Annotated in this window: 27 protein-coding genes, 2 tRNA genes and 1 pseudogene; 16 read left to right on the top strand and 14 right to left on the bottom strand. The window is 42.1% G+C overall.

The window, feature by feature from the left end; all coding sequences use genetic code 11:
• From PN457_RS08430 to PN457_RS08420, 3 genes are all read left to right on the top strand, one after another.
• Positions 1-1039: type ISP restriction/modification enzyme (locus PN457_RS08430; RefSeq protein WP_334310754.1), on the top strand; the 1039-nt coding region annotated here is incomplete at its 5' end.
• 148 nt (positions 1040-1187) lie between these two features.
• The gene (locus tag PN457_RS08425; protein WP_271732614.1) at positions 1188-1412 is read left to right on the top strand and encodes a ribbon-helix-helix domain-containing protein; all 225 of its coding nucleotides are present in this window, start codon (positions 1188-1190) and stop codon (positions 1410-1412) included.
• Entirely contained in the window at positions 1387-1629 is a 243-nt protein-coding gene (locus tag PN457_RS08420; RefSeq protein WP_271732613.1) for a type II toxin-antitoxin system PemK/MazF family toxin, read from the top strand. Before PN457_RS08425 ends, PN457_RS08420 begins: the two co-directional genes overlap by 26 nt.
• Before the next feature lie 79 nt (positions 1630-1708).
• On the opposite strand, the pseudogene PN457_RS08415 reads toward PN457_RS08420, so the two are convergent.
• A pseudogene (locus tag PN457_RS08415) lies at positions 1709-1939 on the bottom strand (Uma2 family endonuclease); the annotation flags it as partial.
• A 226-nt stretch (positions 1940-2165) separates the two neighbouring features.
• Here PN457_RS08415 and PN457_RS08410 point away from each other — a divergent pair.
• From PN457_RS08410 to PN457_RS08400, 3 genes are all read left to right on the top strand, one after another.
• On the top strand, positions 2166-2366 hold the full coding sequence (locus tag PN457_RS08410) for a hypothetical protein (RefSeq protein ID WP_271732611.1): 201 nt from the start codon (positions 2166-2168) through the stop codon (positions 2364-2366).
• A 51-nt stretch (positions 2367-2417) separates the two neighbouring features.
• The gene (locus PN457_RS08405) at positions 2418-3107 is read left to right on the top strand and encodes a HEPN domain-containing protein (protein WP_271732610.1); all 690 of its coding nucleotides are present in this window, start codon (positions 2418-2420) and stop codon (positions 3105-3107) included.
• A gap of 280 nt (positions 3108-3387) precedes the next feature.
• Positions 3388-3978 (top strand): thioredoxin family protein, encoded by a 591-nt coding sequence (locus PN457_RS08400; protein ID WP_271732608.1) that lies wholly within the window; start codon positions 3388-3390, stop codon positions 3976-3978.
• Between the two features lie 3 nt (positions 3979-3981).
• Here PN457_RS08400 and hisD read toward each other — a convergent pair whose 3' ends face one another.
• On the bottom strand, positions 3982-5262 hold the full coding sequence (gene hisD, locus PN457_RS08395; protein WP_271732607.1) for a histidinol dehydrogenase: 1281 nt from the start codon (positions 5260-5262) through the stop codon (positions 3982-3984).
• 164 nt (positions 5263-5426) lie between these two features.
• On the opposite strand from hisD, the gene PN457_RS08390 reads away from it, so the two are divergent.
• From PN457_RS08390 to PN457_RS08375, 4 genes are all read left to right on the top strand, one after another.
• Positions 5427-5984 carry an RDD family protein gene (locus PN457_RS08390; RefSeq protein ID WP_271732605.1) on the top strand — a complete coding sequence of 186 codons (558 nt, stop codon included), beginning with the start codon at positions 5427-5429 and terminating at the stop codon, positions 5982-5984.
• Between the two features lie 44 nt (positions 5985-6028).
• On the top strand, positions 6029-6223 hold the full coding sequence (rpmG, locus tag PN457_RS08385; protein ID WP_271732604.1) for a 50S ribosomal protein L33: 195 nt from the start codon (positions 6029-6031) through the stop codon (positions 6221-6223).
• Positions 6224-6225: 2 nt separating this feature from the next.
• Positions 6226-6441 (top strand): 30S ribosomal protein S18, encoded by a 216-nt coding sequence (gene rpsR / locus PN457_RS08380; protein ID WP_271732602.1) that lies wholly within the window; start codon positions 6226-6228, stop codon positions 6439-6441.
• 97 nt (positions 6442-6538) lie between these two features.
• Positions 6539-8599, top strand: a complete 2061-nt coding sequence (locus PN457_RS08375; protein WP_271732601.1) for a ribonuclease catalytic domain-containing protein — start codon at positions 6539-6541, stop codon at positions 8597-8599.
• An 81-nt stretch (positions 8600-8680) separates the two neighbouring features.
• Here PN457_RS08375 and PN457_RS08370 read toward each other — a convergent pair whose 3' ends face one another.
• From PN457_RS08370 to hemE, 3 genes are all read right to left on the bottom strand, one after another.
• The gene (locus tag PN457_RS08370) at positions 8681-10267 is read right to left on the bottom strand and encodes a B12-binding domain-containing radical SAM protein (RefSeq protein WP_271732600.1); all 1587 of its coding nucleotides are present in this window, start codon (positions 10265-10267) and stop codon (positions 8681-8683) included.
• 236 nt (positions 10268-10503) lie between these two features.
• Positions 10504-11463, bottom strand: coding sequence for an NAD-dependent epimerase/dehydratase family protein (locus tag PN457_RS08365; protein ID WP_271732599.1), 960 nt, complete (start codon positions 11461-11463; stop codon positions 10504-10506).
• Between the two features lie 158 nt (positions 11464-11621).
• Positions 11622-12677, bottom strand: a complete 1056-nt coding sequence (hemE, locus tag PN457_RS08360) for a uroporphyrinogen decarboxylase (protein WP_271732598.1) — start codon at positions 12675-12677, stop codon at positions 11622-11624.
• Positions 12678-12801: 124 nt separating this feature from the next.
• On the opposite strand from hemE, the gene PN457_RS08355 reads away from it, so the two are divergent.
• Both PN457_RS08355 and PN457_RS08350 read left to right on the top strand, forming a co-directional pair.
• Positions 12802-13485, top strand: a complete 684-nt coding sequence (locus PN457_RS08355) for a hypothetical protein (RefSeq protein WP_271732596.1) — start codon at positions 12802-12804, stop codon at positions 13483-13485.
• 32 nt (positions 13486-13517) lie between these two features.
• Positions 13518-15584, top strand: a complete 2067-nt coding sequence (locus tag PN457_RS08350; protein WP_271732594.1) for a S9 family peptidase — start codon at positions 13518-13520, stop codon at positions 15582-15584.
• A 2-nt stretch (positions 15585-15586) separates the two neighbouring features.
• On the opposite strand, the gene rsmG is transcribed toward PN457_RS08350, so the two are convergent.
• Together rsmG and PN457_RS08340 are read right to left on the bottom strand one after the other, a co-directional pair.
• Entirely contained in the window at positions 15587-16324 is a 738-nt protein-coding gene (gene rsmG / locus PN457_RS08345; RefSeq protein ID WP_271732593.1) for a 16S rRNA (guanine(527)-N(7))-methyltransferase RsmG, read from the bottom strand.
• Positions 16325-16343: 19 nt separating this feature from the next.
• Complete coding sequence (locus tag PN457_RS08340; protein ID WP_271732592.1) at positions 16344-17018, bottom strand: ABC transporter ATP-binding protein; 675 nt, start codon at positions 17016-17018, stop codon at positions 16344-16346.
• 255 nt (positions 17019-17273) lie between these two features.
• Between PN457_RS08340 and PN457_RS08335 the strand changes: the two genes are divergently transcribed.
• Together PN457_RS08335 and PN457_RS08330 are read left to right on the top strand one after the other, a co-directional pair.
• Entirely contained in the window at positions 17274-18188 is a 915-nt protein-coding gene (locus PN457_RS08335) for a Sll0314/Alr1548 family TPR repeat-containing protein (protein ID WP_271732591.1), read from the top strand.
• 101 nt (positions 18189-18289) lie between these two features.
• Positions 18290-18742, top strand: a complete 453-nt coding sequence (locus tag PN457_RS08330) for a DUF3531 family protein (protein ID WP_271732589.1) — start codon at positions 18290-18292, stop codon at positions 18740-18742.
• 164 nt (positions 18743-18906) lie between these two features.
• Here PN457_RS08330 and PN457_RS08325 read toward each other — a convergent pair whose 3' ends face one another.
• The 7 genes from PN457_RS08325 to grpE form a co-directional block, all read right to left on the bottom strand.
• Positions 18907-19239: a hypothetical protein gene (locus PN457_RS08325; protein WP_271732588.1), complete on the bottom strand. Its 333-nt coding sequence runs from the start codon at positions 19237-19239 to the stop codon at positions 18907-18909.
• Positions 19239-19625: a hypothetical protein gene (locus PN457_RS08320; protein ID WP_271732586.1), complete on the bottom strand. Its 387-nt coding sequence runs from the start codon at positions 19623-19625 to the stop codon at positions 19239-19241. The genes PN457_RS08325 and PN457_RS08320 overlap by 1 nt, the downstream gene beginning before the upstream one ends.
• Before the next feature lie 559 nt (positions 19626-20184).
• Positions 20185-21774, bottom strand: coding sequence for a glycoside hydrolase family 57 protein (locus PN457_RS08315; protein ID WP_271732584.1), 1590 nt, complete (start codon positions 21772-21774; stop codon positions 20185-20187).
• A 157-nt stretch (positions 21775-21931) separates the two neighbouring features.
• Positions 21932-23014, bottom strand: coding sequence for a small ribosomal subunit biogenesis GTPase RsgA (rsgA, locus tag PN457_RS08310; RefSeq protein ID WP_271732582.1), 1083 nt, complete (start codon positions 23012-23014; stop codon positions 21932-21934).
• Positions 23011-23271, bottom strand: coding sequence for a sulfurtransferase TusA family protein (locus tag PN457_RS08305; protein ID WP_271732580.1), 261 nt, complete (start codon positions 23269-23271; stop codon positions 23011-23013). Before PN457_RS08305 ends, rsgA begins: the two co-directional genes overlap by 4 nt.
• Positions 23271-24398: a molecular chaperone DnaJ gene (dnaJ, locus tag PN457_RS08300; RefSeq protein WP_271732579.1), complete on the bottom strand. Its 1128-nt coding sequence runs from the start codon at positions 24396-24398 to the stop codon at positions 23271-23273. The genes PN457_RS08305 and dnaJ overlap by 1 nt, the downstream gene beginning before the upstream one ends.
• A 669-nt stretch (positions 24399-25067) precedes the next feature.
• Positions 25068-25808 carry a nucleotide exchange factor GrpE gene (gene grpE, locus PN457_RS08295; RefSeq protein ID WP_271732616.1) on the bottom strand — a complete coding sequence of 247 codons (741 nt, stop codon included), beginning with the start codon at positions 25806-25808 and terminating at the stop codon, positions 25068-25070.
• A gap of 270 nt (positions 25809-26078) precedes the next feature.
• On the opposite strand from grpE, the gene PN457_RS08290 reads away from it, so the two are divergent.
• Positions 26079-26164, top strand: a tRNA-Tyr gene (locus PN457_RS08290).
• Between the two features lie 82 nt (positions 26165-26246).
• Positions 26247-26318, top strand: a tRNA-Thr gene (locus PN457_RS08285).
• Positions 26319-26819 lie beyond the last annotated feature (501 nt).

The following is a 26819-nucleotide window of genomic DNA, read 5'->3' as shown; positions in this document are numbered from 1 at the left end:
GGGGGTAGAAACTACAAGAGATGAATGGGTTTATGATTTGAATCAATTAGATTTAATCAAGAAAATGAAAAACATGATTCAAGTGTACAACTCTTGTGTTGCTTCAAAAACTATAAATAATTATATTAAATGGAGTTCTTCCCTAACAAGTTATTTCAATAGTGGTATAAAAGTTATTTTTAATCAAGAGCTAGTAAAGTTATCTTTATATAGACCATATTTTAAGCTATATCATTACACAGAAAAAATATTTAATCATAGACTGACTCAAAATCACTATGAGATTTTTTCACAAAATTTAAATGGTCAGAATAAGGTTATAGTCATACCCGGACTTTCATCACCTAAAGATTTTCATTGTCTAGCCGTAAAAACAATTATTGATTTAAATTGCTTACCCGCAGGTTGTCAATGTCTCCCCCTGTACAGATACGACAAAGAAGGAAAGCGCATAGATAACATCACCGACTGGGGACTAGAACAAATTCACACCCATTACCAAGACACAACAATTACTAAAATAGATATCTTTCACTACACCTATGGGGTGCTACATAACCCAGAGTACCGCCAAAAATACGAACTCAATTTAAAACGAGACTTTCCCCGGTTACCTTTATATGATAACTTTCCCCAATGGGTGGACTGGGGTAAACAACTCATGGATTTACATATTAATTATGAAACCGTCACACCCTACAAACTCAGTCGGGTTGATATTCCTTTAAAGGGTAACCAAACCACACCCAAGGCCAAGTTAAAAGCTGATAAAAGCAAGGGAAGTATTATCTTAGATGATGTGACCACGTTACAAGGTGTACCCAGTATAGCATGGGAATATATGTTAGGCAATCGTTGCGCCTTGGAGTGGATTTTAGATCAATATAAAGAGAAGAAACCCAAGGACCCGACTATTGCGGAAAAGTTTAATACTTACCGGTTTGCAGACTATAAAGAACAGGTGATAGATTTGTTGATGCGGGTGTGTAGGGTGAGTGTGGAAACTATGAATATTGTTAATCAGATGTCGGGTGGTTAAGATCCCCGACTTCTTAGATCATTAGAGATTGTCTAGGATAATTTAGTTTCAGAAGTCGGGGATCTATGGGGCGATCGCCTCAGTACAGATGCAATCATCCCCCAACCATAATTAGGTTTTAGGAGAATAGTTACTAATTGGTAATATTATGCAATCTGAAAAAATTTCCATTTCTTTACCATCCTCTTTATTGCAGTTTATTGAAAATTACAAATTAAATAAAGGCTGTAAATCTCGTTCAGCAGTAATTGAATTAGCTATAGAGCTATTGCGTTATCAAGAATTAGAACGAGCTTACCGGGAAGCATCGCAGGAAATTGACCCAGAATGGGATTTAACCGTAGGGGATGGACTCAGTGATGAAAGGTGGTGAAATATACTTTGCAAATCTTAGTCCCGCAGTGGTGTCAGAAATGGATAAACGCCGTCCTGTAATGATTGTTAGCAATGATTATAATAATAATGCTTCTACTACGGTAACGATTTTACCGATTACATCTAATACCAGTCGTGTATATCCTTTTGAGGTTTTATTAAATCCAGAAGATTCGGGTTTATCTAAACCTTCTAAGGTGCAAGCGCAACAGTAATGATTAACTGGTGCATTGAGACACCACTTAGGCGCTTCGCATTAGTACAATGGCTTGCGCCACCCTAGGGTATCAGATATCATCCCCAAATTTTCCCCAAATTAACTACCAACCCAGGTAAAACATCCTCACCAGACAAGGTTAATGGCAATTTTAAAATCTCTAGTTCTTGTCCAGGGCGATAAATTTCTACTTCCTGTTTTTTCCGATTTATTAACCAACCTAAACGAAAACCATTTAATATATATTCCTGTATTTTATCCTGAAGTTTTTTCAAATTATCCGATGGTGGCATAATTTCAATAGCAAAGTAGCGAAGCGCTGCTGCAAGCAGATCGCCCCGTATCCAAGCGCCCATCACCACTTACGGGGTTGAAAATCCGGCTCATTTAAAATCACCACGTCATCACCGCACAGACCTAAGACAAATAAACCTTGACCATCTGATTGAGTATCTGATATGGTAAAGAAACCAATTAACCCAGAGTCGCATCAATATGTATGTTTAAACTCGCTAATTTCAGGAGAATTTTAGAATGAATAATGGCAATAACTTTGAAGAAAAAATTTCAGCAGAAGATAAAAAATTAGAGTCGCAATATCCTTTAAATAAGCGTGTTTGGCAAGTAATAAAAAAACTATATCCTGATACAGCTAAAACTTGTTCAAACATAGATTTTCAACCATCCTCTGAAGATGTGTCGAATGTTTTTAAAGTTTATGATTGGTATAAATAAAAATATCCAAATCAAGAAAATATTATTAATAGCTTAGGCTATAAGCCATTTTTGCTAAATGGAAAACTTTACCATATTCTCATCAAACTAGATTATGAATATGACAAACAGAAAATGCTGCACAAGCTAAAAGAACTAATTGATGATATGAATCAGGTAGAGAAAGATTCTCTTGCCGAGAATAATCTAGATTTTATTTATGAGGAATTTAAAAAGGGTGTAAGCTTCTACACCAAAATTAATTTTTTACAAACGAACATAGAAGAAAGAAGGATAGATGATGAGATTGTTCAGTTATTAGCTGCTGGTATTTTTGATATCAATATATCATTATCAGCTTTTAAAAATCCTTTTTATTTAGATTATCAGCCAATAATGTTTCATGCACATCAAGCATCTGAGAAATTTTTAAAATCATTATATGCCCAACATAAATTACATGAAATAAAGAGTTCTTGTCAAACAGTAGATACTTATGTTAAAAATAAAAATATTGGGCACAATATTATTTCCGCCGAATTAATTGCCCAATTAGAAGTAGCTGAATCTAATATAATCCAAATTCAAGACCAAATTGAAGACCTACATAGAGAAGTCCCAAATATGACGAATATTAGATATAAAGATTCCGGCAAAACTATTGAGAATGCAATTAAGTGTATTGATTTAATGATAGAAATTTGTGGCTATGTTGCTGAAAGTTTTGTGAATATCATTAGAGTGAAAACAGTACAGCTTTAAGTGTGTATTCAGTTAGTTAAAATATCATTTTTAGGGGTCACATAAATTACTTAGTAACTAAAGTGAGTGACAATAGAACAGACAATATATATCTATGGTGTTGACATCATATTTATACACACCCCTGAAAAGCTGAGTTATTACTGTATAGATTACATTATCAAGGGCGATCGCGAAACCCTGCTGTAAGCACATCGCCTGAGTACAGATGCAATCATCCCCCAATCATATTTTTATCAACTAAAAATTAAAATAGTTAATAACTGTTAATAAATTAACCATGACTACAGAATCCCCTATTAATTCTACTTCTCAGCCTCAAACCACCTCCGGAACCAGGGTGAGAAACTTCTTAATTGCCATAGTAGCGATCGCCCTGAGCGTAGCTCTAATATTAGGATTGAAAAGTCAGACAGCCTCCGCCTCTTTAGCCGACCTAGATAAAGCATCAACTCCCTTAGAAATGGCTACCAGCAACGGTAAACCGTCAATAGTCGAATTTTACGCTAACTGGTGTACTGTCTGCCAAAAAATGGCTCCTGATGTTGCTCAACTCAAACAAGAATATGGGGACAGGGTAAACTTTGTCATGTTGAATGTAGATAATAACAAGTGGCTCCCAGAGATGCTCAAATACCGAGTAGATGGTATTCCCCACTTTGTCTTTTTAGGTAAAGAGGGGGAAACCATCGCCCAAAGTATTGGAGATCAACCCCGTACGGTCATGGCCAGTAACTTAGAAGCCTTAGTTACCGGGTCATCTTTACCTTATGCGCCAACTAGCGGGGAGGTGTCCGAATTTCGCGCCCCAGTAGCACCGGTTAATAATCAAGATGACCCCCGCAGTCATGGGAGTCAGGTGATTAACTGAGGGTCACTGTAGGCGGATAGATACGCTACCGCCATGGGCTGGTAAACCTTCAGTTTCTGCTAGAGTTACAGCGGCTTTACCTATTTTTTGCAGTGCTTCTTGATTACACTCTAAATAGGTAATTCGCTTGAGAAAGTCATAGACACTCAAACCGGAGGCAAAACGGGCTGACCGGGCGGTGGGAAGTACATGGTTAGGTCCGCCTAGGTAATCCCCAATGGCTTCTGGGGTGTAACGTCCTAAAAACATACTCCCCGCACATTTAATCTGATCAGCAAATTCTTGGGGGTTATCTATGCACAGTTCCACGTGTTCGGGAGCTAACTGATTTAATAGTGGTATACTGTCGGTGAGGTCTTCGACTAAAATCACCGCGCCATGTTTTTGCCAACTGGCGGTTGCTACTTCTTTGCTGGGGAGATGGGTGAGAATCTGCTCAATGGATTGGATCACATCCTGGGCAAACTGGGCAGAATCGGTAATTAAAATTGACTGGGCGCTGGGGTCGTGTTCTGCTTGGGAGAGTAAATCCCAGGCGATCCATTCTGGGTTATTTTGGCTATCTGCTACTACCAAGATTTCCGACGGTCCAGCTACACTGTCAATACCCACTGTTCCAAATACCTGGCGTTTGGCTTCGGCAACATAGGCGTTACCTGGACCGACAATTTTATCTACAGGGGCAATAGTTTCTGTACCATAGGCTAAAGCGGCGATCGCCTGGGCTCCCCCTATACTATAAATTTCTGTCACCCCGGCAATTTGGGCAGCAGCGAGGACTGCGGGGTTAATCGCACCCCCTGGCATAGGTACTGCCATAACAATCCTATCCACTCCCGCTATTTTAGCAGGTAGGGCATTCATCAGTACAGAACTCGGATAACTGGCGCGTCCTCCGGGGACATAGATACCCACCTGGGAGAGGGAAACCCAATTTAATCCTAGTTTGACTCCTGCTGTGTCGGTGTAACCAATATTTTGGGGGAGTTGTTTTTGGTGAAAAGACCCGATTCTGTCGGCTGCTAGTTGGAGAGATTCCTTGACATTTTGCGGACATTGTGCTGCTTGTTCGGCAATAAAATCGGCGCTTAAATGCAAGGATGGGGGAGTATAGTGATCAAAGCGGCTGGTATATTCTTTAACTGCCACATCGCCGCGCACTTTCACATCAGCCAGAATATTTTTCACTGTACCACTAACATCAACCGTTGCTTCCCGGCGATCGCTCACCAGTGCTTTGAATCTAACGGAAAAATCTGGAGCGGTTGTTTTAAGTAGTTGCATAGACTAAAATTCTCAAATGGTGCGGGTTTGGCGGTAATGTGACACACTCCTATACCTGTTTTCCACTAGGTCTAGGTTTCTCAGGGACTCCTGCTAGTGCCAAGGGAGATTAACTGAGCTTTAATGACTACTATAATTCAGATGGGTTCTGCACATCGTTTTTTATGACTATAGAACGAGTTCCCCAAATACACTATCCTCAAGCCGATATTTTGCGGCGAGGAATGTCTTTGGGGCTGGATTTCTTGGGAGTCTGGTTAATTAGTTCCATATTGGGAAGCGGTCAAGTTGGTATCCAGATACTGCAAATCCTCGTTTTTCTATGCTTCTGGGTAATTTTTCGGGTGGTGATAGTTTACAACAATCAAGGACAAAGTTTAGGGCGTTGGGCTTTTGACCTAAAAGTACTAGAAGTTAGCAATGGAGAAATCACCGGCAGAGTTCCTACCATGCGATCGCTCCTACAGCGAGAAGCTATAATCGGCACTGGTGCGCTTTTGGTGTCAATTGCCCTGAGTAATATCATAGCTAATCCCACGGCTATACTGCTATTGCTTCCCTTAGCAATTGACTGTGGGGCGGCTTTGTCTGACAATCAGATGCAGCAAGCTCTCCATGATCGCTATGCTGGCACTTTGATAGTTTCTTCCCGCCGGGGTTACTCCTTAGATATTAAAATTAAGCGATTAGCTGAGAAAATGCGCCGAAGTGTGATAAGATAGTAATTTGTGTTAATTCTCTTCAGGCTTGACTGTTTGTTAAGATTATGGCTAAGAGTAAAGGTGTCCGCATAATAGTTACACTCGAATGTACTGAGTGTCGTAGTAACCCAGATAAGCGATCGCCAGGTGTTTCCAGATATACTAGCACCAAGAACCGTCGCAACACGACTAACCGGTTAGAGCTGAAAAAGTTCTGTACCCATTGCAACAAACATACTGTTCATAAGGAAATTAAGTAAAGATGAGTTATTATCGTCGTCGCCTGTCTCCCATTAAGCCAGGAGAACCAATCGATTATAAAGATGTTGATTTGTTGCGCAAGTTTATTACCGAACGGGGTAAAATATTACCACGTCGGATTACAGGGCTGACCTGTAAGCAACAGCGAGATTTGACAGTGGCAATTAAACGGGCGCGGATTGTGGCTTTATTGCCATTTGTCAATGCAGAAGCGTAAAAACAAGTCATGAGTTATGAGTGATGAGTTAAGAATCAAAACTCCTAACTCAGAACTTGAAACTATTAAAAATGTTCACCAATAAATAGCGAGAGTTGTGGAGAAGGGTACGCTAGTTGAATTTAGGGTTCAAGGCGATCGCCGTTTGGGTGTAGTAGAACGCCCGGACGGTAAGACCCGTTGGTTTGTGATCGATGAACGTGGTCAATCCCACAGCCTCGCCCCCAGACAAATTAGTTATATAGTTAACGGACAAACCTATAAGTCCTCGGATATAGAGAGTTTTCAAGGGCAAGTTGAACCTTACATAGATCCCTCTAGTTTAGAAGTAGCTTGGGAATTACTGGTAGAAGATGGGGAAACAGTCACACCAGCGCAAATGGCCAACCTGCTGTTTTCCGAATCAGAACCAGCTGCTTGTTATGCCGCCCATTGTTTGTTATCAGAAGATAAACTGTATTTCAAGCAAAAGGGAGACGCTTATGAACCACGAACAGCTGTTCAGGTAGCAGAGCTAAAACACCAAATCGAAATTAAGGCACTTAAAGCCAGGGGACAGCAGGAATTTTTGGCTCGTGTAGAGCAAGCCCTGCGGGGTGAAACAGTGGATTGGCAACGTCATGACCGCCAGCGATTAGAAGCACTGGAAAAATACGCGGCTCTGCTGGCGGATGTTGTGCGGTTAGGAGTAAATTATGATAACCTAGCCCGATCATATCCTCCCCCAGCTCCAGTGTTAGAAACAATGAATATGCTCGGTCGTACTGCTACCCCCCCAGCAGCCTTGCAATTGTTAATAGATTTGGGTTGGTGGGATGCTCATGAAAACTTGTTTGTGCGTCGTTCCGCAATTCCGGTTCAGTTTCCTAGCAAGGTATTAGAAGTGGCGCAACAACGCTTAGATTCCCCCCCTACTGACTTAGATACAAATCGCCTAGATCTGTCTGGTTTAAAGGTATACACAATTGATGATGAAAGCACGACGGAGATAGACGATGGTTTAAGTTGGGAACTACTTCCAGAAGGGCGGGAACGATTGTGGGTGCATATTGCTGACCCCACCCGCTGGTTAGCGCCAGAAGATGAATTAGACCTGGAAGCCAGAAAACGGGGAAGTACAGTTTATTTGCCGACGGGTATGGTTCCCATGTTCCCAGAATTGTTGGCAACAGGCCCCATGAGCTTGGTACAGGGAAAGATATGTTGCGCCTTGAGCTTTGGGGTGGTATTAGATCAAACAGGGGGGATAGAAGATTATACCATTCATCCGAGCTTGATTAAACCTACCTATCGCCTCACCTACGAAGATGTAGATGAGATGCTGGAATTGGGAGTGCAAGCAGAACCTGAAATTGAGGCGATCGCCAACTGGGCAAAACGGCGCAAATCTTGGCGGTATAATCAAGGAGCCATCAGCATCAGTATGCCCGAGGCTATGATCAAAGTTAAAAACGATCAGATCGACATTGATATTTTAGATGATTCCTCATCGCGGCAGTTGGTAGCAGAAATGATGATTTTGGCTGGTGAAGTAGCCGCCCGTTACGGTCAACTTCACAATATACCTTTGCCATTTCGTGGTCAACCACAACCAGAATTACCCCCAGACGAGGAGCTGCTGTTACTCCCCGCCGGATTTGTCCGCGCCTGCGCCATGCGCCGTTGTATGCCCAAGAGTGAAATGAGTATCACCCCTGTACGTCATGCTGGTTTGGGTTTAAATACCTACACTCAAGCAACCTCTCCCATCCGGCGCTACAGTGACTTATTGACTCACTTTCAACTTAAAGCCCATTTGCGCGGTGATGTTCCGCCTTTTTCCGCCGAACAGCTCAAAGAAGTGATGATGACAGTCACATCTACCACCCAAGAAGTGACAATGGTAGAACGGCAAACTAATAGATATTGGGCTTTAGAATATTTGCGCCGTCATCCAGATAAAGTGTGGGATGTCACACTGTTAATGTGGCTACGAGAAGATAGCAACTTAGGACTAATCTTATTAGAAGACCTAGGGCTACAGTTCCCCATGTTCTTTAAACGTTCCGTGGGATTAGGCGAACAGCTATTAGTAAAAGTTGCTCATGCAGACCCGCAAAAAGATATGATTCAGTTTCAAGAAATCATCTATCAAGAAAGTCATTCAGGATCAACTTAACTTGTGTGAGTCCTGGGGAAAATCATCGGTAATGTAGAGACTGGCGATAGTGAGTCTCTACATTACCTGGGGAGATATCTCCTAACTAGCCACCGCCTCGGCTTTTTTCTCTACTAATACATAAGGTTCCTCTTTCCCTTGTGCTAAATACGCAGCCAACTGACTTTCTATCTGGTCGCGGACAATTTGGCGATACTCTAGAAAATGCTCGTTGTGGGCACACGCAGAGATATAGTGTTCTAAAACTCCCGGATTACGTTTGAGGATACTAAATAAATGATGCCAGAATTTCCAACGAGTTTCCCGTTTAATCCCTTGTCGCCAAATGACAATGAGTAACGCTTTCACAACTACCCATTCTGGCATCTTAGCTGGGGCTTTCCATTTTGGTAAACCCATCATCAAGAAACAGCGATAGGTGCGGTCTAAGTATTTAATCGGGTCATATAAAGTACAGAACGCGTCAATATATTCCCTGGCAATATCTTCCAGAGGACGGGTAGGGATGAAATTCATTAATGTGGTTTGGTTGATGTTACCATCTTGATTTTCCCGTAGTCGTCCTTCTTTTGTGAGACGATGCCACAATGCTGTATTGGGTAGCGCTTGTAACATGGCGAAGGTAGTAGAGGGAATCGCCGCTTGTTCGGCAAATCTGACAATGCGATCGCCAGCGCCGGCTTTTTCGCCATCAAAGCCAATAATAAACCCAGCCATAGGCCGCAGTCCAGCCTTAATAATAGTTTGCACAGCATCAGCTAGGGAACCGCGAGTATTTTGAAACTTCTTAGTTAATTGCAGACTCTCCTCATCTGGGGTTTCAATCCCCAAGAACACCGCCGAGAAACCAGACTCCACCATCAACTCCAGCATTTCTGGATCTTGTGCCAAATCCACAGAGGCCTCAGTGTCAAAGCGGAAAGGATACTGATGTTCAGCCATCCAGACTTTTAACTCTTTGAGTAACAATTTCACATTACGCTTATTACCGATAAAGTTATCATCTACCATAAACACACCCCGCCGCCAACCCAACTTATAGAGGTAATCTAACTCTGCTAATAGTTGGGCTGGGGTTTTCGTGCGGGGTTTACGGCCATAGAGTACAATAATGTCGCAGAATTCGCACTGGAAGGGACACCCACGGGAAAACTGCACCGACATCATATCATAGGCATCCAATTCTAGTAAATCAAACCGCGGGATGGGCGTAGTTGTGACATCAGGTTTTTCTGTAGCGCGGAAAACTCCAGAAGTTTCACCCCGTTGAATAGCATCAATAAACATGGGTAGGGTGATTTCCCCTTCATCGAGAATCAGAAAATCAGCACCGACATTTTGTACCTCGTGGGGTACAGAAGTGGGATAAGGACCACCCACAGCCACTAACTTACCACGTTGTTTTGCTTCTTGAATTTGCCCTAATAAATCTTGCTTTTGGACAATCATGGCCGAGAAAATTACCACATCCGCCCAATCCCATTCTGCTGCTGTCACCGGGCGAATATTGCGATCAACTAGCTTAAACTCCCATTCTTGGGGTAAAATTGCCGCCACTGTTACTAAACCCAAAGGTGGTAATAAAACTTTGCGATCGACTAATGCCAAGATTTTTTCGTAAGACCAAAAGGTTTTGGGAAATATTGGATATACCAGTAAGATTCGCATATAGTATTAATCCTCACACTGTGATAGTTATCCCAACTGTAACTTAAATCGGAGCAATTCCCCACGCAATAGGAATATCAGCGAGTTCAAAACACAACTTTTGGTAACAGGTTAACACAGATCAATTAGTGATTTATAGAAAGTGGCAGGTGATATTTTTCAGCCTCCTCAATTAATTTTTGTTCCTTTAACAGTTGAGATTAACACCCAGACCACCACGGTTAAAACTAAACCCTTCATACTTTCCCCTCCTTGACACCGCTAATTCTTAAAACATCCCTCATGGTTGCACAGTAGTTTGGCAAACCCCAAATACCAGGATTAATCACATTTTCATAACTAAAATGACGATAGTTCATACAGAATCTATCCCAATCCGCCATTTGAATACGAAATATAGTAATAATTAAATTAGCTAAAGCCAAAGATAGAGGAATACGAAAGTAAATTTTTTTATTGAGATAGGCGCAGACATCCGCCACTGCTTGGTTAGCTGTTAAAGCTGGTTGTCCTAAAACAAATTGACGGGTTTGATTTGCCTGGGGGGGGGAATCTATTAGATACTCTACCACGGTGGCAATATCTTGACCATGGATAAAATGAAAACTGCCATCTACCTGCAAAAAGCGAATTAGGTTAATATATTTAGTGACTTCTGCAATCCCCCCTGTTAGATGGGAATAGGGCTTAGTCTCATCCCCACCCAAAACTAAGGTAGGGAAAACCTTAGTAATTTTCCCGGCGATTTCTAGCTGGGACATCTTTTGCAGACAATCATATTTAGAACGAATATAGTCAGTACCAATTTCCCCCGCTTCCGGGAGGGGTTGGTTATGACGGTCTAACACACTAGCTGTGGAAAAATAAATTACCTGTTCACAGCGTTGGGGGTCGAGCATTTTGATTAACTCTAGGGTCTTAGAGACATTCACATCAAAGGTCTGCTCACCTCCCCAAGCGGTAGCGGTCAGGACTGCGGTATCAATTGTGGGTAACAAATCAGCCAATAAGTCAAGTTTTTGCATATCACCCTCAATCACATTGATACCCGATCGCACTTGAGTATCAACTTGTAATTTTGCCGGGTTTCTCACCAGTAAATATAACTCGTGACTGGTATTTTCAATTAAAGCTTCTGTGATATAATGACCTATACAACCACTGGCACCAGTGACTAAAATCCGTTTTTCTTGCATGGTATTTTCTGATAAATTAATACTTAAATTAATACTTAAATTAATACTTAAACTATATCATGGGGCAGGCAAGATGCCCACTCAACAAGATTTGTTGGGGGTATAATATAATAAGGGCGGGCAAGATGCCCACCCCACAGCCGATTGAGGAAATACAACTAAACTCCTACAGCTTTGAGTTGCTTTGCTGTTTCAAAGAAGAAAGCCACATTTTCCTCTGGTGTTTCTGGTAGCACACCATGACCGAGATTGAGGATATGACCCCAATTACCAGCCTTACGCACTGTATCAATAATGCGATCGCGGATGAAATCCTGAGAACCAAATAAAACACCGGGGTCAAGATTTCCCTGAACCTTGACCTGTTTACCCAATCTCGCCCGAGCTTCGGCCATATCCACAGCCCAATCTACGGTGACAATATCAGCACCTGATTTTGGCATTCTTTCCAACACCCCCGCACTACCGCTAACTAACAAAATTAACGGTGTATCAGGATGAGTTTGTTTAACTTGCTCAAACACCCGTTGCTGATAGGGGAGAGCAAAGGTATCATAATCTTGGGGACTGAGTTGACCGGCCCAAGAGTCGAACATCTGCACCACTTGAGCGCCGCAATCAATTTGATAGCGAGTGTAAACAGCGATCGCATCGGCCAATTTAGCCAACAGCTGATGCAACATAGTCGGGTCTGAGAAGGCCATATTTTTAATTACGGAGTAGGTTTTAGAACCCTTACCCTCCACCGCATAAGCTGCTAATGTCCACGGTGCGCCCACAAAGCCTAAAACCGTAGACTGATTACCCACTTCCTGACGTAAAGCCTGCAAGATAGTCTTAATAAAGGGTAGACATACTTCTGGTTCTAAGGGACGCAGCTGATCAATTTGTGCTTGGCTCCGTAGGGGGGAATGAATAATTGGACCCTTACCCTCTGCAATATCCATTTCAATACCTAAACCAGGTAAAGGGGTAACAATATCCGAAAATAAAATTACCCCATCTGGGCGGAATGCTTTCCAAGGTTGTAAGGAAACTTCGATCGCCACTTCGGGAATTTCCGAGCGATCGCGGAAAGAAGGATATTTTTCCCTTAAATCTCGATATGCTTTCATATATCGTCCTGCTTGTCGCATCATCCAGACGGGAGGACGATCTACTACTTCACCACGCGCAGCTCGGAGGAGATGAGGAGCCGTTAACGAAACACCCATTTAACACTTCTTCCTAAGTGATTATTTTTATGCCACTGTTTAGCTTATCATTCACTAGATAAGCTTTTTCCAGAGGGTGACCTCTCAGCATAACAGTTAATGCTGTACTTTCATCATTCAATCCATGTTGCATCTACCCCCCCACTCGAAAAATTTCTTAATACCCCCACTGGAAAGACGCAAGTTTTTTCTTCAGTTTACCTTGATCACTATCTGCGGATGGTTTGTAGCTACCATAGCCAGCATAGCTTTAGAAGGGATCATCCTGGGCAATTTAGCTGCTACCGATTCTTTCCCTTGGGTCAAAATACTCAGCAGCATGATATTTGCAGTAGTTTTTGCCGCCGATCAAGCCCTTGTTCTAGGTAGCTATATTTCCGGTAGGCTATGGACAGTAGCTACCAGTGCAGGTTGGTTGATTGCCTACACCGCTACCATGAACTGGGTAAGATATATTTTTCCTGAGTTTGCCATCACAGGACTTTTGTCAACAATTCTCTATATTTCCAGCGGTATCTGGCTAGGACTGTGCCAATGGTTAGTGTTGCGACGCTACGCCAAACCAGCCTGGTTATGGATTTTCCTGCCTTCTGTATGCTTTTTAGGTATCAGTCTTTTTACTGGGTTTCTTTCCTTAGTACGAAATTTGATGCCCCAAATACATCATACTCCTATATTGTATTGGAGTGAACAATCATTTAAAGCTATCATTCTCGGAGTAATACCAGCACTTGGCTTATGTAGTTTAAAGAGAAACTCTCATCGCCCAACTAAAATTTCTAGCTCATCTTACCTGAGGAATAGCTAGTGAGTACTTGATTGACCATAGGTTAAACATTAATGAATAAAGACCAAGTTTTAAACAAAATAGTCACACCGCCCATTGCTGAGGAACACCCCCAGGTTTTAGAATTGCATGGCGATCGCCGTCTAGATAAATACTTTTGGATGCGTGACCTAGACCACCCACAACTCATCCCCTATCTAGAAGCAGAAAACGCCTATACAGCAGCAATGATGCAGCATACAGAAGCGCTGCAAACCCAGCTTTACAATGAAATGCTCTCCCGCATTAAAGAAACAGATTTATCATTTCCATCCCGAAAAGATGAATATTATTATTATTCTCGTACTGAAGCCGGTAAATCCTATCCCATTCATTGCCGGAAAAAAGGTAGTTTAGAAGCACCAGAAGAAATCCTCTTAGATGAAAATGAATTAGCTCAAGGTCACGATTTTTTTGATTTAGGTGTATTTGCCATCAGCCCCAATCATCAAATATTAGCTTATTCTTTTGATACTACAGGCTCAGAGGAATATCTGTTGTGTTTCCTTGACCTCAACACACATCAGTTATATCCAGAAACCATTCCCAAAACTTATTTCTCCTTGGCCTGGAGTAACGATAATCAAACAGCATTTTACACTAGAATTGATGATGCTAATCGTCCCTACCAACTCCTAAAACATAAATTAGGAAATTGTCCGCAAGAAGATGTATTGATATATGAAGAAAAAGATGATATCTATCATTTACACGTTGAGAAAACCCGCAGCCAATCATATATATTCATGGTGATGCAAAGTAGCATCACCACAGAAATTCACTATTTAGATGCTAATAATCCTTATGGTAATTTTCAGATCATTCGCCCCCGGACTACAGGAGTAGAATATGATGTAGACCATCATAATAATAACTTTTATATTGTCACCAACGACGCAGCCACTAATTTTAAATTAGTCAAAACACCTGTAGATAACCCATCCCTAGAAAATTGGGAAACCATCATTCCCCACAGAGAAGATGTGCTATTATTAGGGGTCAGTCTGTTTGCCAATCACCTGGTAATTTATGAAAGAAAAGGCGGATTGCAAACTGCAAGGGTACAAAACCTATCGACAGGAGAGGAAAATAATATAATTTTCCCAGAACCAACCTATGAATTTTTTGAAGGTAGTAACCCAGAATTTAACACTCAAGTACTGCGGTTTAATTATACTTCTTTAATTACTCCCCAATCTGTTTTTGATTACAACATGGAAACAAATCAGCGGGAATTAAAAAAACAGACGGAAGTTTTGGGAGGATACAACCCCAGTCAATATGAAAGTCAATGGCTCATGGCCACCGCCACGGACGGGACAAAAGTCCCCATCTCCATTGTTTACAAACGGGGAACCAATAAAGATGGTAAAAACCCTTTGTTACTCACAGGATACGGTGCCTATGGTTCCTCTTACCCCCCATCATTTTCATCCACCAGACTAACACTATTAGATCGGGGAGTAGTATTTGCCATTGCTCATATTCGTGGTGGTGAAGAAATGGGGCGCAAGTGGTATGAACAAGGCAAATTTTTACAAAAAAAGAACACCTTTACAGATTTTATTGCCTGTGCAGAGTATTTAATTAGTCAAGGTTGGACAAGGTGCGATCGCCTAGCAATTACCGGGGGTAGTGCGGGGGGTTTATTGATGGGTGCAGTAATGAATATGCGTCCTGATTTGTTTAAAGTGGTTGTAGCTAACGTTCCCTTTGTGGATGTAGTCACCACAATTTTAGATACTTCCCTACCCCTATCAGCAATGGAATGGGAAGAATGGGGAAATCCCAACGACAAAGTTTATTATGACTACATGAAATCCTACTCACCCTATGATAACGTCGCCGCCACAGATTACCCAGATACATTGATTACCGCCGGTTTAAATGATTCCCGGGTCAAATATTGGGAACCCGCCAAATGGACAGCCAAACTCCGGGAACTGAAAACAGATGATCATCTGCTGTTGCTCAAAACCAACATGGAGTCCGGACATGGCGGACCATCTGGACGTTATGAAAGCTTGCGAGAGCTAGCTTTTGAAGACGCTTTTATTTTGGATAGATTGGGTTTAGCATAAACTCATAGGGGCTTTTGAGTCGGTATACCAACAGCGCGGGGAAAACTAGCTGCGGTAGTTGCAACTTTCCGCAAATATAAGCAATGACGCATGCTGTTAGTTAAAGGTGTGGTAAATTGATCAACTAATTCAATTACCCCACCTAATTGGCTAACAGCATTTTGCAAAGCTGTAGTTTCCTCTACAGTCCAATTACCACGATAAATTACAGCCAAACCACCCTGTTTAAGTAATGGTAGAGTATACTCCGCACAAACCGCCGCATTACCAACAGCCCTAATTAAAGCTACATCGTAGGTTTTGCGGTACTGGGGATGATGACCTATTTCCTCAGCCCTCCCAACCACAGTTTTGCTATTGCTAAGAGTTAATTTAGTCAATACATCGTCAATAAAATTAACTTTCTTTCTGGTTGAATCTACCAGAGTAATTTCACAATTAGGCAGAGCAATTGCTACGGGAACACCGGGAAAACCCGCACCTGTACCAATATCAATTACAGAAGCATTTTCTAAAACAGATGGAATCAATCCCCCTTGTGGTGCAATTCCTCGTAGTGAGTCCCAAAGATGTTTTTCCCAAAATTCTTGTGGTTCGGTAATGCGAGTTAAGTTTAATTGCCGATTACCTTCTATAATTAATTCATACAACTGCTGAAATTTGTGTTGCTGCTCTTCCTGGGGTAGCCAATTCAGGGTATGCTGCCATATATGTGCCATTTCTGGCAATGAGTTAGTCATCAGTCAGTATTTAACTGTTTTATACAGGTGTTTGGGTTTCTTTAATTTTCGCTTTGAGGATCTCCGGTTCTACTGACTGTAGTTCACCGTGGTTCAGTGTCCAACAACGATCAGCGATCGCCAGCATATCCCCAGCATCATGGGTGACAATCAACAGCATCCAATCTTCTTTGAGTTTCGCTAATAAATTAACTAATTGCTGACGCATTGACCAATCTAAACCTGCTGTGGGTTCATCCAATAATAATATATTGGGTTGACGAATCAATTGCACAGCCAAAGCCAAACGCCGCTGCTGTCCACCACTTAAAGCATGGGGTGCTGCACCAAGGGATAAATGCTCTAACCCCACGGCGCTTAATGCTTGTCTAACTCGCTGTGAACCTAATTCAGGATGTCCTAAACGCAATTCTTCTAAAATTGTACCACCGCAAAAGTGCCGCTCTGGGAACTGAAACACTAACCCAGCTAATTGTTGTAGCTGTTCGGGGATAAGTTCTTGTTCCCGCCAAAAAACTGACCCTGAAGTTGGTTCAGCTAGTCCAGATAAAATTTCTAGTAAAGTACTTTTACCTGAACCGCTCGGACCAATAATCATACCCAGCTGCTGGGGTGCTAATTCTAGATTAATCGATTTTAGAATCGCCACTGGGCTGGCTGTAGGATGATAACTGAGATTTCTAATATAGAGCATTTGTCAGGACTAATAAAAAGTTGGCGAATCACTCGTGATGATAATTTTCCATAGCTTAACCGCTGTTCTCCTTTTCTAGACTCTGACAGACTTCACCTGCAAAAAAGACAAGGGACAACGGGAACTAGCCATGACAACCACAGTCTACCTTTGTACAATATTGAGGTTGAAAGCGATAGGAATTATAGTTAATTTTCTCGGGATTTTAAGTATTACTGGCCACGATGTTAACAATATTTATTTTTTAGGGTGACCATGAATAAACGCCTTTCTCAACTCACCAAGCTAGCTCAGACAACCTTTACAGCAGTCATAGCACTTAATTTATGGGTTAATCCCTCTTTAGCCGGAGACCCATTCCGAAGCAATGAACCTCGTAATATTGGAGACAATACAGAAGCCGCTTTTAAGGCAATTTTCCAAAAAGGTGATTATCTAGCCGCCGAAAGTTACCTGGAAAAAGCGATATCCACCGAACCCAACGAACCTTTAGCTTACGCCATGAAGGCCTCTTTAGCCTACGCCAATAAAGATTTAGCCAAACTGGAGACTTATAGCCAGAAAACCCTAGAAGCCGCAGAAAAACTGATTGCTACAGACGAATTACGTGGGAATATATACACCGCTGTGGGACACTTTTTTCAAGGAGCAACAATTATTACCCGTGAAGGTACCCTCAGAGGTGCGCCACAAGCTTTAACTCGCCTGCGTCAAGTATATCAATATTTAGACAGGGCTGAGGCGATCGCCCCTCAAGATCCAGAACTGAATTTACTCAAAGGCTATATGGACTTGATGCTAGCTGTAAATTTACCCTTCGCCAATCCCGATGATGCAATTGCTAGATTAAAGGTGAATGCTGGACCTAAATACCTGGCGGATAGAGGTATAGCCGTTGCTTATCGGGATTTAAAACAGTATTCCCAGGCTTTAGAATATGTCAACAGTGCTTTAAAAACTACATCTGAACATCCAGAATTGTATTATCTCAAAGCTCAAATCCTCAGAGAACAAGGACAACAAATTAAAAGTCAGTCAATCATCCAAGAAGCTGTAGTTAACTTCGACAAAGCCTTGGCTAAAAGATCCCAACTTCCAGGGGATTTGGTCAAACAAATAGAGCGGGAACGTAATAATACCTTTAACACCCTGAATAGTTGGAATAATTAACTGAAAATGGGGAATAATCACATACAGGCGCGATTCGTCGCGTCTTCCCGTTCCCTAGCCTGATATGCTGATTTTGAAAGTAACCTAAATATTCCCCCGCGATGCAAATTCAGTTCCGTGAAATTAACCCTTTTGATGTGTGGATTTGGTTAAAGTTCAGTACAATTCCATCTGAAGGTGAAAAGCAATACGTAGAAGAAGTTTTTAACTCTTGGTTCTATCTGGGAAAATTAGGCGCATTTAATGCCGAAAATCTCCAAGTTCAAGAAACAGGACTGGAAATCAGCTATATGAATTATGACTCCCAAGGGTATGATAAAAGCTTATTGGCACTCATGCACAATATGGGCGAGTTTGAGTATGAAGGACAATGGGCCCGTTGTTGGTTTGACATGGGAACCGCAGATGCGATCGCTCTTGACATTTTAATCAACGCTCTCAAACAGTTAAATGAGGAATATGTGACTATAGAAGATTTATATATTGGTGGCGAAAATGAGGATTGGCCTGTGGAGGAGAGTGATAACCCCAATCATTTCATGTATGATAATTAACTCTATCACCTGAACTTGTCCAGATTCCCGGAGATTCTCAAATCAGTAAACTAGGCAAAATTCCAGTATTCAGTTTGATTAGCTGCAGGATTTATCCGGGATGGCGGACGTATTTTTGTTTGTAACAGCGTAGCATGGCTTAAGCTATAGGGGTTTGACAATGTTTATTCGTACCTATCTTTCTTTGACTTAATCACTTTAATCACATCATCATGTTGTTGACCTTCGATGATGTCTTTTAAATGTATTTTTCCTTCAATATATTGAATATGGATGCGCCATCCTGATATTTTATCGATGTCTGCTCTATATATAGCTTGTTTAATGCCTGTGACTTTATGGAGTCGGGTTTTAGGAAAGTTTCTGGTTCTATGACACTCATTATCCTGCAATTCCGCCAAAGCTTCCAGAAAATCAAGTTTCAAATCTTGTGGTAAAATCTTAATTGCTTCATGGATGACACCATACTCATCTAAAAGGGGCTTAATTTTTACCATTAGCAAGTAGGAACCTCAATCTCTGGATTCTCTATAGTGAAATCTTGATAAAGAGTTTCTGCAACTGAATTATATGCTTTTGCTGCATCTTCAGCCTTAACTGCTCTAAATAAAGTGATTACAGTTCTCTCAAAAATAGGATCATCATCAATCGTGAGAATAATTCTCAGATTTTCATTAATCCTCAGAGAATAGATAGAAGAATCATAATTTTCCTTGAGTCTGATATTTCTTAACTGTGCGCTATGTTTGTAAAACAGATTTTTGTCTATTGAGAGTAACTCAACATAGCTATTCAATTTTTTAATAATCTTAAATTTTTCTGTATTACTAAATTGCTCTAAATCCTGCTCAAAATCCCTTGTAGATTCAATCAGTACATCCATAGCAATAGCTCCTGGGATTAAATCACCAAATTACTTCAAACTTAACCTAAAGATGGAAAAATTGCAGCGAATAGGGAATAGGGAACTTGGTTTCTACTCCATTGGTATAAAAAAGGCTTGATCACTGAGCATACAGAACCAAAAACCCTATCAGAATATAGTGGGAGCGTGAGAACCCCTACTCTTTAGAGAGGGGATGAAACGTGACTCAAAAGGATTTATCCTGTCGTATCCTTAACACAAAAAGCTTTGACAGGCATTTACAAAGCATTTCTGTTCAGTTAAAATCAAAAAAGCATCCATAAATATGGTGAAAAACCCAAAAGATGCTCTGCCTAAGTAGCCACACAGCTAAATATAACCTTAGCCAAGGTGGGTAGGGGAGCTTTGACACTCCCAAAACAATGTGATTTATTTAATAGATTAAGTAAATCATATCGTAATCAGTTTAGAATCCCCTGTGTTTCAACCGGGGGAGATGTCAAGAAACACAAAAAACTCAAAATACTAATCCCCAACCTCTGGTGAGAAGCCAGGGAAATGGGTTTTAACAGCTATCCTATAAAGGACGGTAAACCCGATAGTTGATGTCAGGGAAAATATTATCCATTAATTCCACCTTTTCTAACCAACCACTATCAACCTTACCAATTTTCACATCTTCATAGAGCTTATTAAAACGCATCAAGTGCGATCGCGTTCTGCGTACAGCATAAGGTACCATAGTTCCTGTCCGCATAATAAAAGCCCAGTCAGAAGACTGTGCTAGTAAAAGTTCCCGCGCAGCTTGGTTGAGAGCCTTTTCTTGCAATTGGTCTTCAGCTTCCAAGCGGGATATTTCAATCATCCGTTCCGTTGCTTTGTGTAAATGTGGATAAATCCAAGCATTTGTTTCATTTAACCAATACTCATGAAAACCCTTATAACCCCAACTCGACTGGGAAGGACGACAAACCTGCTGAGTGGGTTCTGCGCGTAAATAATCAGCTAGATGAGTCATTTTATAAGTTTGTTGATCATACCATGACTTGCGGAACAGGTAATCAATAAACCAGGGTCCCTCATACCACCAGTGGCCAAATAACTCTGCATCATAGGGCGAAACGATAATTGGCGGGCGACCCATGATACCGTGTAAATGCTCAGATTGTCGTTCACGATTATACATGAAGTTCGCAGCGTGTTCTGCCGCTTTTTCCCTTGCCCAATAGGGATCATAAAGTGCCTTGTCGGAAAGACCTAAACCCCGCCCGGTAATTTTATGATACTTAATGCCGGTATTTTTGCGTTGACCATTGGGCATAATATAGGGCTTAATGTACTCATATTCGGCTTCCCAGCCCAAATCCTTGTAAAATTCCCGATATTCTGCTGCACCCGGATAACCCACCTCAGATGACCATACCTGCTGAGAAGATTCATGGTCTCGACCAAAAGCCGCCACACCAGTTTCTGTAAAAATTGGCGCATAAGTACCAAAGCGGGGGCGGGGACGGGCGTATAAAATCCCATGTCCATCCGTGAGGAAATAGCGTAAACCAGCATCCGCCAGCATTCGCTCCACACCTTCATAGTAAGCGCATTCTGGTAACCAAATACCTCTGGGGGATTGGCCAAAGGTTTGCTCATAGTGTTCACAAGCTACTTGAATTTGCGCCCACACCGCTTGGGGGTACATTTTCATCAGTGGTAGATAGCCGTGGGTAGCACCACAAGTAATAATTTCTAGGTTATTAGTATCTTGGAATTGCTTAAATGCTGTTACCAAATCACCATTGTACTTTTCCCATACCTGACGCGCTTCGTTAAACTCAGTGGCGTAGTGTTCAGCTAGGTAACGAAGATGGCCATTATTGATATTATGCTCGGCTTCTAGTTCTGTCAGTTCTTCTAATTTGGCTAAGTGTGCGTCATAGCGTTCTTGCAGTAGGGGGTCACGGAGCATGGACACCAGAGGCGGTGTCATACTCATGGTAATTTTAAAGTCGATACCGTCTCTCTTTAAGCCCTCAAATACTTTTAATAAAGGAATGTATGTTTCGGTGATGGCTTCATAAAGCCATTCTTCTTCTAATACATAGTCACTTTCTGGGTGACGAACGAAGGGTAGATGCGCGTGAAGTACGAGGGCGACGTAGCCGATAGCCATAGTTATTTAAGGGTATTACTGTAAGTTGAAGGAGGAGGGATGAGGGAAATTAACAATATTTTAGGACTTTATGGGATCGTGAGTTGAGTTTTCTGTTGACCTTTACCTTTCACAATATTTGCTCACGGCTAATGAGAAAAAACCGCCCTTTAGTCTGTTAGTCTTCCGCATCTTGATATAATTGTTCTAATGCTTGTAACTGTGTCTTCCGGGAAACGCGACGATATTTTTTACTCTCTAACTTTGGTTCATATTGCTGCTTACCTTTACCTTTGGTTTTAATTTTCAGTGTTGACTCAGGATCGGCTTGTTGTTGCAGCTGAGTTTGACGCGCGATCGCTTGTTCTAAAAATTCTAAGTAATGTTCGTACCTTTCCCAGTCACCCTGCACCACGCAATCAGGCTCGTCTCGATGCAAACAGTCACTAAATCGACAGCTAGACACTGCTAACCGCTCTCTAGCTTCTGGGAAGTAATATACTAGTTCTTGTGGACTACAATCCAAATCCGGTTGATTAAATCCGGGAGTGTCTGCGAGTAGACCACCCCCTGGCAATTCAAATAATTCTGTATGGCGCGTTGTATGGCGACCACGTGCTAGTTTACCAGAAACTTCTGCCACTCGCAGGTTAAGAGTGGGTATGAGGGTATTAATCAGGCTGGATTTACCCACCCCAGAAGGCCCAGCAATGACAGTAATTTTATGATTCAGATAGTTAGTTAATTCGTCAATATTAATACCATTTTTGACGCTGATAAATAGGGGTTTATACCCCCAACCCTCCAGGCGATCGCTAATTTCCTGTTGTACCTGTGGCGAGACTAAATCGCTTTTATTTAGACATAACAGCACATCCACATCAGTAGATTCCGCCTTGACCAGAAACCGACTTAGTTGATAAGGCTCCAGAGGTGGATCTGTGAGCGCAAATGCTAGCAGGATTTGGTCAACATTGGCGATCGCTGGACGGTCTAATTGACTTTCACGGGGGAGAACATCTGAAACTGCGCCCCTACCACCAGACCAATCTGGCTGAGAAACAATGACGCGATCGCCCACCATTACCTGTTGACCAATTTTTTTCAAGCGAGTTCTGCGGGTACAAAGCAGGATAGGGGGTGCTAGATCATCCAGAACCCCCACTTCTACATCCAGCCGCACGCGATAAAAATTAGCTTGCACGGCTAGCACCGTACCGAGTAACTGCCCATTAGTTGGCATAGTTTTGACTGTTGTCATGGGCCAGCAGCAGCGGGACGGCTTACCAACAAAGAAAAATAGCCCATGCAATCTGTAATTTGCTCAACCTGATAACCTGCCATAGTCAAGCTATCAGGGACTTGCTCAATAGGTTCTCCAGAATCTAGCCATACTTCTAGCAAACCTCCCGGCGGCATTTTTTCCAAGAATAATTTTGTGCGCACAAAATTAATCGGACAAGGAGTACCACGCAGGTCAAGTTGAGCATCGGGAGTTGAAAGGTGAGAAGATTTCATTACTTAAACAGATTCCCCAAGAAGCCTTGACCACCTTTACCAGTCCTGTCTCCCTTAATTTTAGCGAGCTTTTCGAGTAATTCCCGTTCTTCGGGGGTCACCTTGGTAGGAATGTCAATTAAGATCGTCAGCAGGTGGTCTCCGCGACTGACAGGATTGCCCAAACGAGGTACACCCCGGTTTTCCAGCTTCATGACTGTATTCGCCTGGGTACCGGCGGGGATAACCATTTCCACCGGGCCTTCTACTGTTTCTACTTCCAAACGGCAGCCTAAAATAGCTTGCAGGTAGCTAATTTTAATTTCTGAGAGAATATTAATGCCATCCCGCTGGAATAATTCATCTTCATTCACAAATAAGTAGACATACAAATCCCCCGGCGGACCGCCACGTTGACCAGCATCCCCTTCTTGGGATATCCGTAAACGGGTGCCATTGTCTACCCCTGCGGGAATGGTAATTTTTAGTTTTTTGGGTATTTGATTTGTCCCTTTACCATCACAAGCATCACATTTATCTTCAATCACTGTTCCCGTACCGTTACAGGTAGGACAAGTTGAGACTTGAGTAAAGCTACCAAAAGGTGTTCTAGTCACACGCCGGACTTGACCCGAACCGCCACAAGTGGAACAGGTACGAGGGCGAGTACCTGGTTTAGCACCCGAACCGTTACAGACACCACAGACCTCTAAATGGGAAATGCGAATTTCTTTTTCCCCACCAAATACAGCTTCGCGAAACTCTAACTTCAGGTCTAACCTTAAGTCGTCACCCCGTACTGGTCCGCTGCGCCGCCGTTGCGTTTGACCGCCCATACCGCCACCAGCGAAGCCACTGAAAATACTTTCAAAGATATCGGCAAAGCCGCCCATATCGCCCATGTCTTGGAAGCCTGCGCCTGCGCCACCGGAAATACCAGCTTCACCAAAACGGTTATATCGTTCTCGAATCTCCGGCTCAGAAAGCACTTCATAAGCGCGGTTAATTTCCTTAAACCGATCTTCGGCTCCCGGTTCTTTGTTCACATCTGGGTGATACTTCCGGGCTAAACGGCGGTAAGCTTGTTTGATGTCTTCTTTGTCGGCGTCACGAGAGACACCCAGAATTTCATAATAGTCGCGGGCCATATAGCAAAGGTAAAAGTTAGGAGGAAGAAAGCAACAAGGCAATCAACGCCACAGACACTTGCTATCCTAGGGTAAGTCATATCCTGGAGGACTCGCTACTGGTAACAGTATGCCAGTCAGGAAAATCTTTACTCCGGTTGTTGTCCTGGGGGCAAAAACTCCCTCAGGTGACTGCTTTGGATAACTTAGTGTTCTTTGAAGGGCGGCTTGCCGGAAACTAGGCAGAAATAAAAAGTTAATTTTTATTAATATTCATATTAATATATTATCGATTTTACCTTTTACCTTTCATAAAAAGATGCAGTAAATTAAAAGCAAACCACACAAATAGCCAAAGTTGGACAATAAACTGTCTCTTGTACAATTGTGCTACTTCCCAGGGTAAACCTTTGCTGATCAACTATAGGAGCTAGCCGCACAATTAGGTACGGAAAACCCCCCACCGCTGTTTGCTGACATTCTACTCTGGGGATCTCTAGTCCATGATAACCCCCCCATCTACCAGAAGCCTACACTCCCCAGAAGGGCGAGTGTAGGTAGTTGACATTGGTCTTATTACCGCCCTAGGTAGGGCAATGAGTATTTTAGATTCACTCCACCCACAAGGACATGCAGCCCGGGGATGACTGGTCATACCCCAACTTAAAATGCGACACCAGTAACTACAGTTTAACTTTTAGCTGAAGACTGATCTTGTTGTACGGGTGATGTGTCTTCCTTGGGCGCTGCTACCTTGACCATTGAATGGCGCAGCACGCGATCGCCTAAGTAGTATCCACGTACTAATTCTTCTAAAACTGTTCCTTCGGGATGTTCATCCGTTGCTTCCCGCATAACCGCTTCATGGACATTGGGGTCAAACTGTTCCCCTTCTGGACGCATTGGTGATACACCCAGGCGTTTGAGAGATTCTACTAGTTGTTTATAAACCCCTTGATAACTTTTGTGAATTGTCATCTCACCATCAGTTTGTGGCTTGAGGTGCGCTCGCGCCCGCTCAAAATTATCAACTATGGGGAGCAATTCCAAAATAGTATTCCGCTTCACTTGCAAATCCAGATCTTCTTTTTCTTTGCTGGTACGTTTGCGGTAATTTTCAAAATCTGCGGCAATCCTCATATATTGAGTACCGCGTTCTTCTAGTTGCACTTTGAGGGATTCAATTTGTTGAGTCAATTCCGCTACAGCAGCGGTTTCTAATTCAGTTGTATCAGTGGCAGGAACACCATTTTCTGGTGAAATGGTTGTATCTTCCGATAGTTTATCTGGTGTTGTCACTTGCTCAGGAAACCACCCTGCGCCAGATACGTTAGGGTTGGTAGGGGCTGGTGAGTCACTCGTCATTGATACCTCTATTGGTTCACCCAATTGCTGGCTTGTATTGTTTACCTGTTTATTTTCGTCCATGATTGTCTACTCGTCCCAAATTATTTTTATGGCATAGCGTCACCACAGCTGACAACTGAGGCTAATTTTTGGCCGATATTTTCCTGGAACTGATGTAACAGTCTTTTTATTGTGACAAATGGTGAACAAGTTAGGGTAGACACCATGGGGGCGGTATACCGAACGAGGGCTAGGTTAGGAATACCAGAATTTTCAGCAATGAGTCAAATATTTTTGGTTACCCCCTTGCAATTTCTCGAAGCCGGTGCTAATGTTAGTAATCGTGAGACAAATGGGTCGGTGTCCGAGTGGTTAATGGAGACGGACTGTAAATCCGTTGGCTAGCGCCTACGCTGGTTCAAATCCAGCCCGGCCCACCACTTCTCAAGTTGTGAGCTATAATTATTCAGTGACTGGTAATTTCACTGTTTTATAGCTCTCAACCCAAAAATCAATTTTTTTGCCCGTGTGGCTCAGTGGTAGAGCACACCCTTGGTAAGGGTGAGGTCACGAGTTCAATCCTCGTCACGGGCTTTTATCTAAACAAAAATATTCCTCAGCAAAAGGCGGTATAAAGCCTTTTTAATGCTGAAGTACACACCCATTTTTTCCCCTGTTCCCTGTTCGGTGTGTTCCCTCAAACTAAAAAACTTTGTAACTCCATGAATATAGCCTTTTTAATGCTGAAGTACACACCAATTCCCTATTCTCTATTCCCTATTCCCTCAAACTAAAAAAAATTGTACCTCACGAGCATGGGAAATGCTATAAAGTTAGAAAATGTTAGTCTCAAACAATTATTATCCGATTAAAAAAATGTTTTAAATAGTACTAAGATTTGAGGGGATTGAATTTTCTAATCTATAGAATCGATAAAGTTTAAATAATATATTTGACAAATACAGCACAGAAAATAATTTGATTAGCTAGAATGCTTGGTACTAGTGAGTTAAGCAATTTTAAATCTTAAATCAGCTTTAAAGTTTCTTAGCTGTAAGTAAAGCTATAGTGTATTTAGCAATGCTGCTGTAAGCG

The organism is Anabaenopsis arnoldii, from assembly GCF_028331025.1.
GTDB lineage: Bacteria > Cyanobacteriota > Cyanobacteriia > Cyanobacteriales > Nostocaceae > Anabaenopsis > Anabaenopsis arnoldii.
The sequence above is the reverse complement of the archived record's forward strand: the minus strand, read 5'-3'. Positions and strand labels throughout refer to the sequence as shown.

What these genes read in the sequence shown, in the direction of transcription:
- rpmG (WP_271732604.1), top strand. Translation starts at nt 6,029, where the DNA reads ATGGCTAAGAGTAAAGGTGTCCGCATAATAGTTACACTCGAATGTACT.
- PN457_RS08420 (WP_271732613.1), top strand. Translation starts at nt 1,387, where the DNA reads ATGGACTCAGTGATGAAAGGTGGTGAAATATACTTTGCAAATCTTAGT.
- PN457_RS08315 (WP_271732584.1), bottom strand. Translation starts at nt 21,774, where the DNA reads ATGGCTATCGGCTACGTCGCCCTCGTACTTCACGCGCATCTACCCTTC.
- PN457_RS08305 (WP_271732580.1), bottom strand. Translation starts at nt 23,271, where the DNA reads ATGAAATCTTCTCACCTTTCAACTCCCGATGCTCAACTTGACCTGCGT.
- PN457_RS08365 (WP_271732599.1), bottom strand. Translation starts at nt 11,463, where the DNA reads ATGCAAGAAAAACGGATTTTAGTCACTGGTGCCAGTGGTTGTATAGGT.
- hemE (WP_271732598.1), bottom strand. Translation starts at nt 12,677, where the DNA reads ATGGGTGTTTCGTTAACGGCTCCTCATCTCCTCCGAGCTGCGCGTGGT.
- PN457_RS08370 (WP_271732600.1), bottom strand. Translation starts at nt 10,267, where the DNA reads ATGCGAATCTTACTGGTATATCCAATATTTCCCAAAACCTTTTGGTCT.
- PN457_RS08320 (WP_271732586.1), bottom strand. Translation starts at nt 19,625, where the DNA reads ATGGATGTACTGATTGAATCTACAAGGGATTTTGAGCAGGATTTAGAG.
- PN457_RS08410 (WP_271732611.1), top strand. Translation starts at nt 2,166, where the DNA reads ATGAATAATGGCAATAACTTTGAAGAAAAAATTTCAGCAGAAGATAAA.
- PN457_RS08355 (WP_271732596.1), top strand. Translation starts at nt 12,802, where the DNA reads ATGTTGCATCTACCCCCCCACTCGAAAAATTTCTTAATACCCCCACTG.
- PN457_RS08335 (WP_271732591.1), top strand. Translation starts at nt 17,274, where the DNA reads ATGAATAAACGCCTTTCTCAACTCACCAAGCTAGCTCAGACAACCTTT.
- PN457_RS08325 (WP_271732588.1), bottom strand. Translation starts at nt 19,239, where the DNA reads ATGGTAAAAATTAAGCCCCTTTTAGATGAGTATGGTGTCATCCATGAA.
- hisD (WP_271732607.1), bottom strand. Translation starts at nt 5,262, where the DNA reads ATGCAACTACTTAAAACAACCGCTCCAGATTTTTCCGTTAGATTCAAA.
- dnaJ (WP_271732579.1), bottom strand. Translation starts at nt 24,398, where the DNA reads ATGGCCCGCGACTATTATGAAATTCTGGGTGTCTCTCGTGACGCCGAC.
- PN457_RS08340 (WP_271732592.1), bottom strand. Translation starts at nt 17,018, where the DNA reads ATGCTCTATATTAGAAATCTCAGTTATCATCCTACAGCCAGCCCAGTG.
- PN457_RS08330 (WP_271732589.1), top strand. Translation starts at nt 18,290, where the DNA reads ATGCAAATTCAGTTCCGTGAAATTAACCCTTTTGATGTGTGGATTTGG.
- rsgA (WP_271732582.1), bottom strand. Translation starts at nt 23,014, where the DNA reads ATGACAACAGTCAAAACTATGCCAACTAATGGGCAGTTACTCGGTACG.
- PN457_RS08350 (WP_271732594.1), top strand. Translation starts at nt 13,518, where the DNA reads ATGAATAAAGACCAAGTTTTAAACAAAATAGTCACACCGCCCATTGCT.
- rpsR (WP_271732602.1), top strand. Translation starts at nt 6,226, where the DNA reads ATGAGTTATTATCGTCGTCGCCTGTCTCCCATTAAGCCAGGAGAACCA.
- rsmG (WP_271732593.1), bottom strand. Translation starts at nt 16,324, where the DNA reads ATGACTAACTCATTGCCAGAAATGGCACATATATGGCAGCATACCCTG.
- PN457_RS08425 (WP_271732614.1), top strand. Translation starts at nt 1,188, where the DNA reads ATGCAATCTGAAAAAATTTCCATTTCTTTACCATCCTCTTTATTGCAG.
- PN457_RS08400 (WP_271732608.1), top strand. Translation starts at nt 3,388, where the DNA reads ATGACTACAGAATCCCCTATTAATTCTACTTCTCAGCCTCAAACCACC.
- PN457_RS08390 (WP_271732605.1), top strand. Translation starts at nt 5,427, where the DNA reads ATGACTATAGAACGAGTTCCCCAAATACACTATCCTCAAGCCGATATT.